Below are 13,454 nucleotides of genomic sequence, written 5' to 3' on the forward strand. Positions count from 1 at the left end.
TCACCCAACCCAATCTTAACGTTTCGTTGATAGATCGGGGCCATTGCCGGCTTGCGGCGCTTTAGGAATTTTCCGCCTTGGCTGTGATGGAGACACAATCCGCAACCTCCGTGCCATCGGGCCCGGCCGCACGCCTGCGCGGCCTCGCCGCGCGCCTGCTCGGCGGCACCAAGGAGGCTTCGGTCACCAAGCGCCTCGCCGGCATGATCTTCGTCATCCGCGTCGTCAGTGCCGCCATCGCCTATCTTGCGCAGATCCTGCTGGCGCGCTGGATGAGCGGCTCGGACTACGGCATCTATGTCTATGTCTGGACCTGGGTGCTGCTGCTCGGCAGCACGATGGATTTCGGCATCGCGCCGTCCTCGCAGAAGATCATCCCGGAATATCGCGCGCGCGGCGACCTCGCCGCGCTGCGCGGCTTCCTCTCCGGCGGCCGCTGGGTGGTGCTTGCCGCGTCGAGCACGGTGGCGCTGCTGCTCGCCGGCGTGATCCACCTCGCCTCGCCCTGGATCGATCCCAACGCGGTGGTGCCGCTCTATATCGGCTGCCTGACCTTGCCGCCCTTCGTGGTTGCCAACACCCAGGACGGCATCTCGCGCGCGCATGACTGGATGCAGCTCGGCCTGATGCCGCAGTTCATCGTGCGGCAGGGACTGATCATCGCGCTGACCGCCGGCGCGCTGGCGCTCGGCCTCAATCTCGGCGGGACCGCGGCGATGATCGCGAGTGCTGCGGCCGTGTACATCGCGGCGATCGGCCAGATGATCGTGCTGAACCGCCGCCTCAAAGCCCATCTCGGGCCGGGCGAGAAGACCTACGACGTCAGGGGCTGGTTCGCGATCTCGCTGCCGATCATGCTGGTCGAGAGCTTCTATCTCTTGCTCGGCTACACCGACGTGCTGATGCTGCAGCAATTCCGCTCCTCCGAGGAGGTCGGCATCTACTTCGCCGTGGTGAAGACGCTGGCGCTGGTGTCGTTCGTGCACTACGCGATGTCGGCAACGACGGCGCACCGCTTCGCCGAATACAACGCGCTCGGCGACAAGGAGCGGCTGTCGGCCTATGTCGCACACGCCATCAGCTGGACGTTCTGGCCCTCGTTGCTCGCGACCATCGCCCTGCTCGCCTTCGGCAAGCCGCTGCTGTGGCTGTTCGGCCCCAAATTCGTCGACGGCTACAGCATCATGTTCGTCGCCGCGATCGGGCTCGTGGTGCGCTCGGCGATCGGGCCGGTGGAGCGGTTGTTGAACATGCTCGGCCACCAGAGCATCTGCGCGACCGCCTATGCCGTGTCGTTCTTCATGAATGTCGGGCTCTGCATGACGCTGGTGCCGCGCTTTGGCGGCATGGGCGCCGCCGCCTCGACCTCGCTGTCGCTGGTCTTCGAGACCATCCTGTTGTTCTACGTGGTGCGCTCGCGCCTCGGGCTGCACGTGCTGGCGTTCGGGAAATAGCTTCGGTCTTCCCCCGCGTCATGCCCGGGCTCGTCCCGGGCATCCATGTCTTCAGAATCCATCGGCACCAAAGACGTGGATGGCCGGGACAAGCCCGGCCATGACGAACATCGAGCTCAGCGACGCGCGCGCTACTCCGCGGTCCAGCCGCCGTCGATCGAGAGATTGGCACCGGTGATCTGCGCGGCGTCGTCGCCGCACAGGAACAGCGCCAGTGCGGCGACCTGCTCCGAGGTGACGAACTCCTTGGTCGGCTGGGCGGCGAGCAGCACGTCCTTGATGACCTGCTCCTTGGTCATGTTGCGCGCCTTCATGGTCTCCGGAATCTGGTGCTCGACCAGCGGGGTCCAGACATAGCCCGGGCTGATGCAGTTGCAGGTGATCTTGAACTGCGCGAGCTCGAGCGCGGCGGTCTTGGTGAGGCCGGCGATGCCGTGCTTGGCCGAGACATAGGCCGACTTGAACGGCGATGCGACCAGCGAGTGCGCCGAAGCCGTGTTGATGATGCGGCCCCAGCCGCGCTTCTTCATGCCGGGCACCGCGGCGCGAATCCCATAGAACGCCGACGACAGATTGATCGCGATGATCGCTTCCCACTTCTCCGGCGGGAATTCCTCGATCGGCGAGACGAACTGGATGCCGGCATTGTTGACGAGGATGTCGACCGAACCGAAGGTCTTCTCACCGAGCGCGATCATGTCGGCGATCTCGGCCGGCTTGGTCATGTCGGCCGGCGAATAGGCCGCCTTGACCTTGAAGTCGGTCTCGATGCCGGAACGCTCCTTCTCGATGTCGGCCGGCACACCCATGCCGTTGAGCACGATATTGGCGCCGGCGCCGGCGAAGGCGCGCGCATAAGCCAATCCGATGCCGCTGGTCGAGCCGGTCACAACGGCGGTCTTGCCTGTCAACGTACCCATTGTTCTTCGCTCCTATTTGCTTGCAGGGGACTTCGTTTCAGGGGGCGTGGGTTCGTCCCCCGTGAGGTCGTAAGTCACCATGGTTTCGCCGGACTGTGGCCGTTCTAGCCATTCTTTGTGACGCATCGACAAATGCACGTCGCGGACACCTGCGCCCCAGTGCTCGACCATCGCAACATGGGAGAAGTCGTAGTCCTTCGACGAGCTCTCGTAATTCTTGCTCTTGTAGATCAGGTGAACCACCGTGACGGTGTTCTCCTTGGAGGCCTTGCGCAACAGTTCGACCGACGGATCGTTCTTCAGGTAATCGGGCAGCTTGCCGATCAGGTCGCGCACCGCCATGCGGGCGTTGTGGACCTGCCTGTTCTTGTCGGTGTTCATCCGCGTCCGGCTGGAAAAGCGGATATCCTTTTCGCGCTCGGCGGCCTCCAGCAGCGTCTCCGGCAACGGCCCGCGCGCGCTGAACAGGTCGACCTGGAAGATCAGGAGATCGCGGCTGATCTCCTCATCGAGCACGAAGTCGAGCGGCGTGTTGGAGGCGATGCCGCCATCCCAGTAATGCTCGCCCTCGATCACGACGGCGGGAAAGCCTGGCGGCAGCGCGCCGGAGGCCATGATGTGCTCGGGGCCGATCTTCTTGCCGAGCTTCTTGAACTCGTAATTGTCGAAATAGCGGAAGTTGCCCGAGGTGACGCCGACTGCGCCGACCGATAGCCGCGTCTTCAGATCGTTGATGCGATCGAAGTCGACCAGCCGTTCCAGCGTCTTCTTCAGCGGCGCGGTGTCGTAATAGCTCAGCGATTGCGAGCTGCCGGGCGGCCACAGCGGCGCCGGCGGAATCCGCGGCGTGAAGAAGCCGGGCACGCCGAAGGTCGCGATGATGGCGGCGCTGGTCTCGTTGAACAGCGAGCGGGCGCGCTCATGCTTGGAGACCGGATTCCAGGGCACCGGCGCCGACACCATATCCCAGAATTCCTTCAGCCGCGGCACGCGCATGTCCGGCTCGTTGCCGGCAATGATCGCGGCATTGATGGCGCCGATCGAGATGCCTGCGATCCATTCCGGCTCGAAGCCTGCGTGACAGAGCGCCTGAAAGGCGCCGGCCTGATAGGAGCCGAGCGCACCGCCGCCCTGAAGCACCAGCACACGCTGCGCTTGCGCCGGCGTCGGGCCGGGCGCGGAATCCGAAGTATCCATTCGTAACCGCTCGGTTCGAAATGACTTTAAGGGCGCACCGTGGCGGCTGTTCGCAGCCGCGTCAATCAACGAGATATGGAGCGGAGATCACGCGGAATTTATCGAGCTCAGGTTGCCGCCAAAATGAGCGTCCAGAACACCTTGTATTTGGTATTCGGAGCATAGACCGCTGCGATGCCCATTTTTGTGACACCGCTCTTGAGCATATTGGCCTTGTGCGGCGGTGAATCGCGCCAGCCCGAAAATGCCTCTGCGAGCGTGTGATAGCCGGCCGAGATGTTCTCGACCGCCACCGTCGCCGGGTAGCCGCCGGCCTCCAGCCGCTTGCCGAGCGGGGCCTTCACGTCATGGTCCATCTTGTTGCGGGCGGCCATCGCCTGCGACTGCTGCTCGGCGAGCCTCGTCAGGTCGGGATCGACCACGACGGTGCCGAGACCATTGTTCTGGCGGTACTGCGAAAACATGATCGCGGCGGCCTGGCTGTCCAGCACGGCACCGGGCTGCGCCATGTTGAGATACATGGCCGGTTCTTCCGGGATTTTGGTGTCTGTGCCGCAGCCGGCAAGCACCAGAAGCCCGAACAGGGCGACCGTCGTCCGTTTCACTACTGAAAACCCCCAAGGTTGGCCCGTCGTTGTTGCATACCAACCGTGGCTGAATGGTGAACAGCGGCTAACTTTTGGCCATCAATAGCCACCGATCTCCGGCGCCTGTAGCCCGGATGAAGCGAAGCGTAATCCGGGAACAGTCGATCCGAGGAACGAAGCCCCGGATTTCGCTCCGCTCCATCCGGGCTACGGAGCTCCAGCGAGCGGTCCGCTTCTCCTTCCCCCTGAAAGGGGGAAGGTCGGATGTGGGTCGGCCGCAGGCGACGCTGGATGTGGAGAGAGAGGATCCCCACCCGCTTTGCTCTGGCGAGCAAAGCGACCTCCCCTTTTCAAGGGGAGGTTTGCGTGCGCCGGCTGGGCCCTACTCCTGGGCGGCAAAGATCCGGTAGCGGCGGGGCTGTAGCGAGACGATTTCGCCGGCCTGCAGCTCACGGTCGCGGGGGGCGTCGATCTCGATCACGGTCCTGCCCTCGCTCCCCGCGAGGGCCACCTCGGCGCGCTGGATCGGTCCGAACGAACGGACATGCCGGATGGCGCCTTCCAGCGCCCCGGTTCCCGCCGGGCCGACCGCCATGTCGTGGCGGCGGACGAACAGTTTTGCCGCGCCCGATGCCGCACCCAGCGCCGGAATGTTCAGGGGACGGCCGTCGAGCCGCACGGCATCGCCAGCCACATCGACCGGCAGCACGATGGATTCGCCGATGAAGCTGTGCACGAAGGCGGTCGCCGGATTGTCATAGACCTCGCCGGGCGAGCCGATCTGCTCGATCTTGCCCTTGTCCATGACCACGACGCGGTTGGCGACTTCGAGCGCCTCCTCCTGGTCGTGGGTGACGAAGATCGAGGTGACATGGATCTCGTTGTGCAGCGAGCGCAGCCACTGCCGGAGCTCCTTGCGCACCTTGGCGTCGAGCGCACCGAACGGCTCGTCGAGCAGCAGGATTCGTGGCTCGATCGCAAGCGCACGCGCCAGCGCGATGCGCTGACGCTGGCCGCCGGACAACTGGCTCGGATAGCGGTTGGCAAGCCAGTCGAGCTGCACCAGATCGAGCAGGTTCTTGACGCGGGCGCGGATCGTCGCCTCGTCCTTGCGGATCGCGCGCGGCTGCACGCGCAGGCCGAACGCGACGTTCTCGAACACCGTCATGTGGCGGAACAGCGCATAGTGCTGGAACACGAAGCCGACCTGACGCTCGCTGGCGCCGCGCGAGAGCGCATTCTCGCCGTCGATCGCGACCTCACCCGAGTCAGGCCAATCCAGCCCTGCGATGATCCGCAGCAGCGTCGTCTTGCCGGAGCCGGACGGGCCGAGCAGCGCCAGCAGCTCGCCGTCGGCGACCTTGAGATCGACATTGTCGAGCGCGGCAAAGCTGCCGAACTTCTTTACGATATTCTTGACTTCAATCGCCATCGGGCACCTCTGCCTCGTCGAGCCGCCGCTCGAGAACGGTTTTCGCCACCAGCGTGATCAGCGCCAGCATCGCGAGCAGCGACGCGATCGCGAACGACGCGACGAACTGATATTCGTTGTAGAGAATCTCGACCAGCAGCGGCATCGTGTTGGTCTCGCCGCGGATATGGCCGGAGACGACGGACACCGCGCCGAACTCGCCCATCGCACGCGCGTTGCAGAGCAGGACGCCGTAGAGCAGTCCCCATTTGATGTTGGGCAGCGTGACGCGGAAGAAGGTCTGCAGGCCGGAGGCACCGAGCGAGATCGCCGCCTCCTCTTCCTGGGTGCCCTGCTCCTGCATCAGCGGGATCAGCGCGCGCGCCACGAACGGAAAGGTGACGAAGATCGTCGCCAGCGCGATGCCGGGCACCGCGAACAGGATGTGGACGTTGCGCGCCTGCAGCCATGTCCCGAAATAGCCCTGTGCGCCGAACAGCAGCACGAAGACCAGGCCCGAGATCACCGGCGAGACCGAGAACGGCAGGTCGATCAGCGTGATCAGGAAGGTCTTGCCGGTGAATTCGAATTTCGAGATCGCCCAGGCCGCGACCACGCCGAACACGAGGTTGAGCGTGACCGAGATCGCCGCGATCAGCAGCGTCAGCTTGATCGCAGCGAGCGCCTCGGGCTCCGCCAGCGCCGCGAAATAGGCGACGATGCCTTTCGAGAAGGCCGAGGCGAACACGACGACCAGCGGCAGCACGACGAAGATGCTGAGGAAGGCGATCGCCAGCGCGATGATGATGAGGCGGATCGGACCCGGCTCGGTGCGGGGGTTGCGCCGCGCCGCGACCGGCTCCGCCCGCGCGATCTCGAGCCGCGGCGCCGGGGCCGCAACGCTGACATCAGTCGCGGGCGCGTAGGTCCGCAGCTGTGTGGTCGAGGTCGCCAATCCCGTCTGCATCGACATCTCGAACCTCAATGCACGGGAATGCGGGCTTGCGCCCAGCGCTGCAGCCGGTTGATCAGGAAGATGATCAGGAACGAGGCCACCAGCATCACCACCGCGATCGCGGTGGCATCGGCGTAGCGGAATTCGGACAGCCGGATCACGATCAGGAGCGGCGCGATCTCGGAGACGTTGGGCAGGTTGCCCGCGATGAAGATCACCGAGCCGTATTCACCGATGGCGCGGGCAAAGGCGAGCGCAAAGCCGGTGAGCAGCGCCGGAATCAAACTCGGCAGGATGACGCGAAACACCGTGTGCCAGCGATTGGCGCCGAGACTCGCCGCCGCCTCCTCGATCTCGGGATCGAGATCGATCAGCACCGGCTGCACCGTGCGCACCACGAAGGGAATGCCGATGAAGACCATCGCGATAAAGATGCCGATTGGCGTGAACGCGACCTTGATGCCGAGCTCGGCGAGCGGCGCGCCGAGCCAGCCCTTCTGGGCAAACAGCTGCGTCAGCGCCACGCCTGCGACCGCCGTCGGCAAGGCAAACGGAATGTCGACGATGGCGTCGAACAGCCGCCGGCCCGGAAAACGGTAGCGCACCAGCGCCCAGACGATGATGGTGCCCATCACCAGATTGACGCAGGCGGCCGCAAACGAAAGCCCGAACGAAATCTTGAGGGCGTTCAGGGTGCGGCGGCTGGTGACGATGCCCCAGAACTGATCGAGGCTGAGCTCGAACGTCTTGAGGAACAGCGCGGCCAGCGGAATCAGGATGATAACGGAGAGCCATGTCAGGGTCAGTCCCATGGTGAGACCGAACCCCGGCAGGCTACTGCGCCTTGCAACCGCTGTGCTCACATATCCCCCTGAAATCTCGATCAGTTCTTGTAGATCTGATCGAAGATGCCGCCCTCGGCGAAGTGTTCCTTCTGCGCCTTGGTCCAACCACCAAAAATGTCGTCAATGGTGAAAAGTTCAACCTTGGCGAAGGATTTTTCGTACTCCTTGGCGATCTCGGGATCGCGCGGCCGGTAGGAGTTGCGCGCGGCGATCTCCTGGCCTTCCTTGGTGTACCAGTACTTCAGATAGGCTTCGGCGACCGCGCGGGTGCCCTTCTTGTCGGCAACCGTGTCGACGACGGCGACCGGCGGCTCGGCCAGGATCGACTGCGCCGGGGCCACGATCTCGAACTTGTCCGGACCGAATTCGCGCAGCGCCAGAAACGCTTCGTTCTCCCACGCGAGCAGCACGTCGCCGACACCACGCTCGACGAAGGTCACGGTCGAACCGCGCGCACCGGTGTCGAGCACCGGCACGTTCTGATAGAGATCGGCGACGAACTTCTTCGCCTTGTCGGCCGAACCGAACTTCTTCTGCGCATGGCCCCAGGCGGCGAGGTAGTTCCAGCGCGCGCCGCCCGAGGTCTTCGGGTTCGGCGTGATCACGGCAACACCGGGCTTGATCAAATCGTCCCAATCCTTGATGCCCTTGGGATTGCCCTTGCGAACCAGGAACACGATGGTCGAGGTATAGGGCGAGGCGTTGAGCGGCAGCCGCTTCTGCCAGTCGGTGGCAATGAGACCCTTGCCCGCGATCGCGTCGATGTCATAGGCCAGCGCCAGCGTGACGATATCGGCCTGCAATCCGTCGATCACCGAGCGCGCCTGCGAGCCCGAGCCGCCATGCGACTGCTTGATCTCGACGCTCTTGCCGGTTTCCTTCTGATAGGCCGCGGCGAATGCCTTGTTGAAATCGACATAGAGCTCGCGCGTCGGATCGTAGGACACGTTGAGCAGCGAATAGTCGGCCGCGAAGGCCGAGCTCGCCCACAACAATCCCGCGACCAGCGGCAGCATACGACGGATCATTTCTGTCTCCATTCAACCTGAGAATGTCAGGGAACACGCAAGACATAACTCACGGTGAAGTGGCCCTAAGTCAACGAAACCGGTTTTCTTTGTTTTCAGCGGCGCAGCGCGCTTGTGCTACGAACTCGCCGCACCGCGAAGGCTTTGTCACGTCGCCAAATCGCGATGAACCATCGCGATCTGGCGCGGTGCCCTACGACATCTTCATCGTATGGATGCCGCATTCCGTCTTGGCCCGGCCCCGCCAGCGGCCGTCGCGTGCATCCTCGCCGGCTGCTGCCCGGCTCGAGCATGGCATACACCCGACCGACTGATATCCCGATGCGACAAGTGGATGCGGCGGCAGCTTGCCGAGCGTGTAGATCGCCTCGATCTCCTCGCGCGAGACGTTGGCGAACGGATTGAATTTCAGCCTGACGCCGTCGTCCTCGACGACCGGGATGTCGGCGCGGGCGCCGCCCTGGAAGCGCTTGCGGCCGTTGATCCAGCCGGCGAACGGCTTCAGTGCGCGCGCCAGGGGCTCCACCTTGCGGATGCGGCAGCAGGCGTCGGGATCGCTAAACCACAATTCGCGGTCCGGATCGAGACGCGACAGCGCCTGCTCGTCGGGCTTGATCGAGCGCACATCGGTGAGGCCGAGCGTCTTGATCAGCGTATCACGATAGGCCAGCGTCTCCTCGAACAGCCATCCGGTGTCGAGAAAGACCACCGGGATCGCCGGATCGACGTCCGCCATCACCTTGAGCAGCGCGGCGGACTCGGTGCCGAACGACGACACCAGCGCCAGCCTCTCGCGGCCGACCGTCTGCAATGCGGCCGCGATCACTTCGGCGGGCGACGCTTTGCGCAGCGCGCGATCGAGCGTATCGGCCGCGGGCAATGCGGCCGGCGCCGCTGCAAGCTCTGGTACAAGCGCGCTCACTGGCCGGCGCTCTCCGAGTGACGCAGCTGCATGCGGCGGTTGAGCGCGGTGACACGGCCGTCGCCGGTCGGCTGATAGAACACCGAATAGCGCTTCATCGTCTGGGCGAACGCATCGGCGTCAGCATCCTTCTTCACCTCGAAGGCGTCGAAGCCGGCGCGCGTCATGAACACAAACTGGTCGCGCAGGATCTGCCCGGTGGCGCGCAGCTCGCCGTCATAGCCGTAGCGTTCGCGCAGCAGGCGGGCCTGGCTGTAGGCGCGGCCGTCGCGGAAGGTCGGGAACACCAGCGCGACCGAGGCGAGGCGATCGAGATGCCGCACGAGTTCGTCGAGGTTGCGGTTGTTCGGCCAGATCACCCCCAGCTTGCCGGGGCGGCGCAGCAGCGCCTCCGGATCGGCGAGAAAGCGCTCGGCCGTCACCAGCACCGCGCCGTCGCCCGGCAGCTCGGCACCGTCGGCGACATGCACGAACAGATCGGTGGTCAGTCTTCCCTGCTTAACGAGTGGCATAGACGCGCTCCCTGATAGGCTCGACGCCCAGACGCTTCACCGTATCGACGAACAATTCCTCGGGACGGTCGCGCAGCGCGAGATAGGCTTCGACAATGTCTTCGATCACGTCGGCGACTTCCGCATAGGGAACGGCCGGGCCGATCAAGGTGCCCAACTGCGCGTTCTCGTCGGCGCGGCCGCCGATCGTGATCTGGTAGAACTCCTCACCGTTCTTCTCGACTCCGAGAATGCCGATGTGGCCGACATGGTGATGGCCGCAAGCATTGATGCAGCCGGAGATGTTGATGTGCAGCCGGCCGATCAGGTCGGCGGTGTCGTGGTTGGCGAAACGCCGCGTCAGCTCCTGCGCGATCGGGATCGAGCGCGCATTGGCCAGCGAGCAGTAATCCAGCCCCGGGCAGGCGATGATGTCGGTCACCAAATTGACGTTCGGCGTCGCGAGGCCGAGGCGGTCGAGCGCCTTGAACAGCGCCGGCAGGTCGCGCTTGGCGACGTGCGGCAGCGCCAGGTTCTGCTCGTGGCCGACGCGGATCTCGCCGAACGAATATTTATCGGCGAGGTCGGCGACCGCGTCCATCTGCTCGGCGGTGGCGTCGCCGGGCGGGCCACCGACCGGCTTCAGCGACAGCGTCACGATCGAATAGCCCTGCACCTTGTGCGCCGAGACCGAGTTCTTGCGCCAGCGCTCGAACAGCTTGTCATGCGCGGCCTGCTTCAGCTCGTCCGGCATGTGCGGCAGCTTTTCGTAGGCCGGGTAGGAGAAGCGCGAGCGCACCTCCTCGATGGCGGTGTGATCGAGCGTCAGCCCGACATCCCCCATCGCCTTCCACTCCTCGTCGACTTCCTTGGCGAACTTCTCGATACCGAGCTCGTGCACCAGGATCTTGATGCGCGCCTTGTAGATGTTGTCGCGGCGGCCGTACTGGTTGTAGACGCGCAGGATCGCCTCGATGTAGCTCAGGATATCGCGGCCGGAGACGAACGGCTTGATGGTCTTGGCGATGAACGGGGTGCGGCCGAGGCCGCCGCCGACCAGCACCTCGAAGCCGGTCTCGCCGTCGGCATTCTTGTGCAGGCGCAGGCCGATGTCGTGGATCTTGATGGCGGCGCGATCGTGCTCGGCGGCAGTGATCGCGATCTTGAACTTGCGCGGCAGGAACGAGAATTCCGGATGCAGCGTGGTGTGCTGGCGGATCAGCTCCGACCAGATCCGCGGATCCTCGATCTCGCCGGGCGCGACGCCGGCCCACTGGTCCGAGGTGACGTTGCGCATGTTGTTGCCGGAGGTCTGCATCGCATGGATGCCGACTTCGGCGAGATCGGCCAGCGCGTCGGGCAGCTCGGCGAGCTTGATCCAGTTGAACTGGATGTTCTGCCGCGTGGTGAAGTGGCCATAGCCGCGGTCGTAGCGGCGCGCGACATGGGCGAACCGGCGCAGCTGCTTCGACGACAGCGTGCCGTACGGGATCGCGACGCGGAACATGTAGGCGTGCAGCTGCAAATACACGCCGTTCTGCAGGCGCAGGATCTTGAATTCGTCTTCGGTGAGCTCGCCGGAAAGGCGGCGCTTCACCTGATCGCGGAATTCCGAAACACGCTCGTTGATCAGCGTGCGGTCGAGTTCGTCATAAGCATACATGTTCGATGAGCCTTACGCCGGCGCGCCTTACGCGGGGACCTGGAGATCGATGGTGACGCCCTTGGCGCGGATATGTTCGCGGAGATTGCCCGGCTTGACCTTGCCGCCGTCCTTGAGCTCGACCGGCGCGATATAGGGGCCGACCGCGCCGACGTCGTCGGCGGTGGCTTCAGCCAGCAGCGCGCGGGCCTCGTCAGACGTGGTCACGATCGCAGAGTCGGAGAGTTCGGTGGACCAGCCTTGCTTGGCGGTTCGGTACACCACGGCACCGTCCCAGGTCCGGTTGGCGGTCACCATCGAGGGGCCTGTGATCCTGATTTTCTTCTGTTCGAGCGGAGAGGTCATTCGGCAGCTTTCAGCAGTTCGGAGAACATCTGGTTGGAGAACAGTTGGGTGACGTTGGATCGGCTCCAGGGCGCGGAATGCGCGACCACGTCGCCGATGATGAGGACAGCAGGACCGCCATCGACCTGTTTGACCAGCTCGGGCAGCCGCGCCAGCGTGCCGACCGCGGCCTTGGCGTCCGGCCGCGTCACGCGCGCGAACACACCGACCGGCGTCTCCGGCGAGCGGCCCGCGGCGAGCATACCCTCGCGGATCGCGGGCGCCGCGGTCATGCCCATGTAGACAACGACGGTCATCTTGGTGTCGGTCAGCACCGACCAGTCGACGACTTCGGCATCGCGCGCCTTGTGCGCGGTCAGGAAGGTGATGCGCAGCGCCTCGTGCCGGAAGGTCAGCGGCACCTCGAATTGCGCGGCCGCACCGAGACCGGCGGAGATGCCGGGAATAATGGAGTAGGCGACGCCGGCGTCGCGCAGCGCCTCGATTTCCTCGCCGCCGCGGCCGAACACAAAGGGATCGCCGCCCTTCAGCCGCACCGCACGCTGGCCCGACTGCGCCGCCTCGATCATCAGGCGGTTGATGGCGTCCTGGCCGATGCCGGGCTTGCCGATGCGGCGGCCGACCGGAATCCGCGCGGCATCGCGCCGGATGCGGTCGAGAATTTCTGGTGACACCAATTCGTCATAGAACACGACGTCGGCGTCCTGCAGCGCGCGCAGCGCCTTCACGGTGAGCAGATCCGGATCGCCCGGACCGGCGCCGACCAGTGTCACATGGCCTGCAGCCTTGCCTTCCGTATCGGCGCCGGCGAATGCGGCGGGATCGCCGATCGCGTTCAGCGCGTGCTCGGCCTCGTCGTTGCGGCCGGCCAGCACCAGCGCGCCGATCGGACCGTCGACGATGCGCTCCCAGAAGCGGCGGCGCAGCGGAAATTCTTCAATCCGCGCATGCATCGGTTTGCGGAAGCGGCCGATGAAGCCGGCGAGATCGCCGATCCGCGCCGGCAGCACCGCCTCGATCTTCTCGCGGATGCGACGCGCTACGACCGGCGACGTGCCGCCGGTTCCGACCGCGACCACGACATCGCCGCGATCGACGATCGCAGGCATGATGAAGGTGGAGTGCACGAGGTCGTCCATCACGTTGACCGGCAGGCCAATCGCCTTGGCGCGCACCGACAACGCAACACCGACCTCGCCTGCGCCGGCGCAGAGCACGGCGATGACATCGGAGAGATCGGCTGCGAGCGGATCGCCTTCGGCGCGCTCGATGCGCGCGGCGTCCTCCGCCGCGATACCGGCGAGCTCATGATCGCCGTCGGTCGCGTACCAGCGAACCGCGGCGCCGGCAGCTGCGAGCAGCCGCAACTTGGCGCGCACGAGCTCGCCCGCTCCAACGAGCAGCACCTTGCCGCTTTGCAGATCCAGAAACACCGGCAGATATCGCATCAGACACTCGCTTCCCCAATTTGGGGGTTGACTGAAATTATTTTCTATTTATCTCTCGATCAAGCCCAGCAAAGAGAAAATTATTTCTTCTCTATTGCAGCGCAACTTTAGAATTTTCAACTCCACAGGCCAAGGCCAAGAGATGCATCTTCTCGACAACGAATCCGCTGCCGCCGGAACGCGCTCCG

13 protein-coding genes are annotated in these 13,454 nt (G+C 64.7%); 1 reads left to right on the forward strand and 12 read right to left on the reverse strand.

Annotated elements, in window-relative coordinates; all coding sequences use genetic code 11:
* Positions 1 to 86: 86 nt before the first annotated feature.
* The gene (locus JQ573_RS19210) at positions 87 to 1,454 is read left to right on the forward strand and encodes an oligosaccharide flippase family protein (RefSeq protein WP_212314361.1); all 1,368 of its coding nucleotides are present in this window, start codon (positions 87 to 89) and stop codon (positions 1,452 to 1,454) included.
* Between the two features lie 131 nt (positions 1,455 to 1,585).
* Here the strand turns inward: JQ573_RS19210 and JQ573_RS19215 are convergent, their stop codons facing one another.
* The 12 genes from JQ573_RS19215 to cysG form a co-directional block, all read right to left on the reverse strand.
* Positions 1,586 to 2,374 carry a 3-hydroxybutyrate dehydrogenase gene (locus tag JQ573_RS19215; RefSeq protein ID WP_092118875.1) on the reverse strand — a complete coding sequence of 263 codons (789 nt, stop codon included), beginning with the start codon at positions 2,372 to 2,374 and terminating at the stop codon, positions 1,586 to 1,588.
* Positions 2,375 to 2,386: 12 nt separating this feature from the next.
* On the reverse strand, positions 2,387 to 3,571 hold the full coding sequence (locus JQ573_RS19220) for a DUF3734 domain-containing protein (protein ID WP_212314166.1): 1,185 nt from the start codon (positions 3,569 to 3,571) through the stop codon (positions 2,387 to 2,389).
* Between the two features lie 107 nt (positions 3,572 to 3,678).
* A complete protein-coding gene (locus tag JQ573_RS19225; protein ID WP_076860877.1) occupies positions 3,679 to 4,176 on the reverse strand; it encodes a CAP domain-containing protein in 498 nt (165 codons plus the stop codon).
* 364 nt (positions 4,177 to 4,540) lie between these two features.
* Positions 4,541 to 5,590, reverse strand: coding sequence for a sulfate/molybdate ABC transporter ATP-binding protein (locus tag JQ573_RS19230; RefSeq protein WP_212314168.1), 1,050 nt, complete (start codon positions 5,588 to 5,590; stop codon positions 4,541 to 4,543).
* Complete coding sequence (gene cysW / locus JQ573_RS19235; RefSeq protein WP_409334655.1) at positions 5,580 to 6,542, reverse strand: sulfate ABC transporter permease subunit CysW; 963 nt, start codon at positions 6,540 to 6,542, stop codon at positions 5,580 to 5,582. Before cysW ends, JQ573_RS19230 begins: the two co-directional genes overlap by 11 nt.
* Positions 6,543 to 6,550: 8 nt before the next feature.
* Positions 6,551 to 7,357, reverse strand: coding sequence for a sulfate ABC transporter permease subunit CysT (gene cysT / locus JQ573_RS19240; protein ID WP_212314365.1), 807 nt, complete (start codon positions 7,355 to 7,357; stop codon positions 6,551 to 6,553).
* Positions 7,358 to 7,407: 50 nt separating this feature from the next.
* On the reverse strand, positions 7,408 to 8,409 hold the full coding sequence (locus JQ573_RS19245; RefSeq protein ID WP_212314169.1) for a sulfate ABC transporter substrate-binding protein: 1,002 nt from the start codon (positions 8,407 to 8,409) through the stop codon (positions 7,408 to 7,410).
* A 181-nt stretch (positions 8,410 to 8,590) separates the two neighbouring features.
* Positions 8,591 to 9,319, reverse strand: a complete 729-nt coding sequence (locus JQ573_RS19250) for a phosphoadenylyl-sulfate reductase (RefSeq protein WP_212314171.1) — start codon at positions 9,317 to 9,319, stop codon at positions 8,591 to 8,593.
* Positions 9,316 to 9,831 (reverse strand): DUF934 domain-containing protein, encoded by a 516-nt coding sequence (locus tag JQ573_RS19255; protein WP_212314173.1) that lies wholly within the window; start codon positions 9,829 to 9,831, stop codon positions 9,316 to 9,318. Before JQ573_RS19255 ends, JQ573_RS19250 begins: the two co-directional genes overlap by 4 nt.
* Positions 9,818 to 11,473 carry a nitrite/sulfite reductase gene (locus JQ573_RS19260; protein WP_097673761.1) on the reverse strand — a complete coding sequence of 552 codons (1,656 nt, stop codon included), beginning with the start codon at positions 11,471 to 11,473 and terminating at the stop codon, positions 9,818 to 9,820. The genes JQ573_RS19255 and JQ573_RS19260 overlap by 14 nt, the downstream gene beginning before the upstream one ends.
* A 27-nt stretch (positions 11,474 to 11,500) precedes the next feature.
* Positions 11,501 to 11,818 carry a DUF2849 domain-containing protein gene (locus JQ573_RS19265; protein WP_074131355.1) on the reverse strand — a complete coding sequence of 106 codons (318 nt, stop codon included), beginning with the start codon at positions 11,816 to 11,818 and terminating at the stop codon, positions 11,501 to 11,503.
* Positions 11,815 to 13,266, reverse strand: a complete 1,452-nt coding sequence (gene cysG, locus JQ573_RS19270) for a siroheme synthase CysG (protein WP_212314174.1) — start codon at positions 13,264 to 13,266, stop codon at positions 11,815 to 11,817. The genes JQ573_RS19265 and cysG overlap by 4 nt, the downstream gene beginning before the upstream one ends.
* Positions 13,267 to 13,454: the final 188 nt, after the last annotated feature.

The sequence above is a fragment of the Bradyrhizobium sp. AUGA SZCCT0105 genome, from assembly GCF_018129565.1.
Taxonomy (GTDB): Bacteria; Pseudomonadota; Alphaproteobacteria; order Rhizobiales; family Xanthobacteraceae; genus Bradyrhizobium.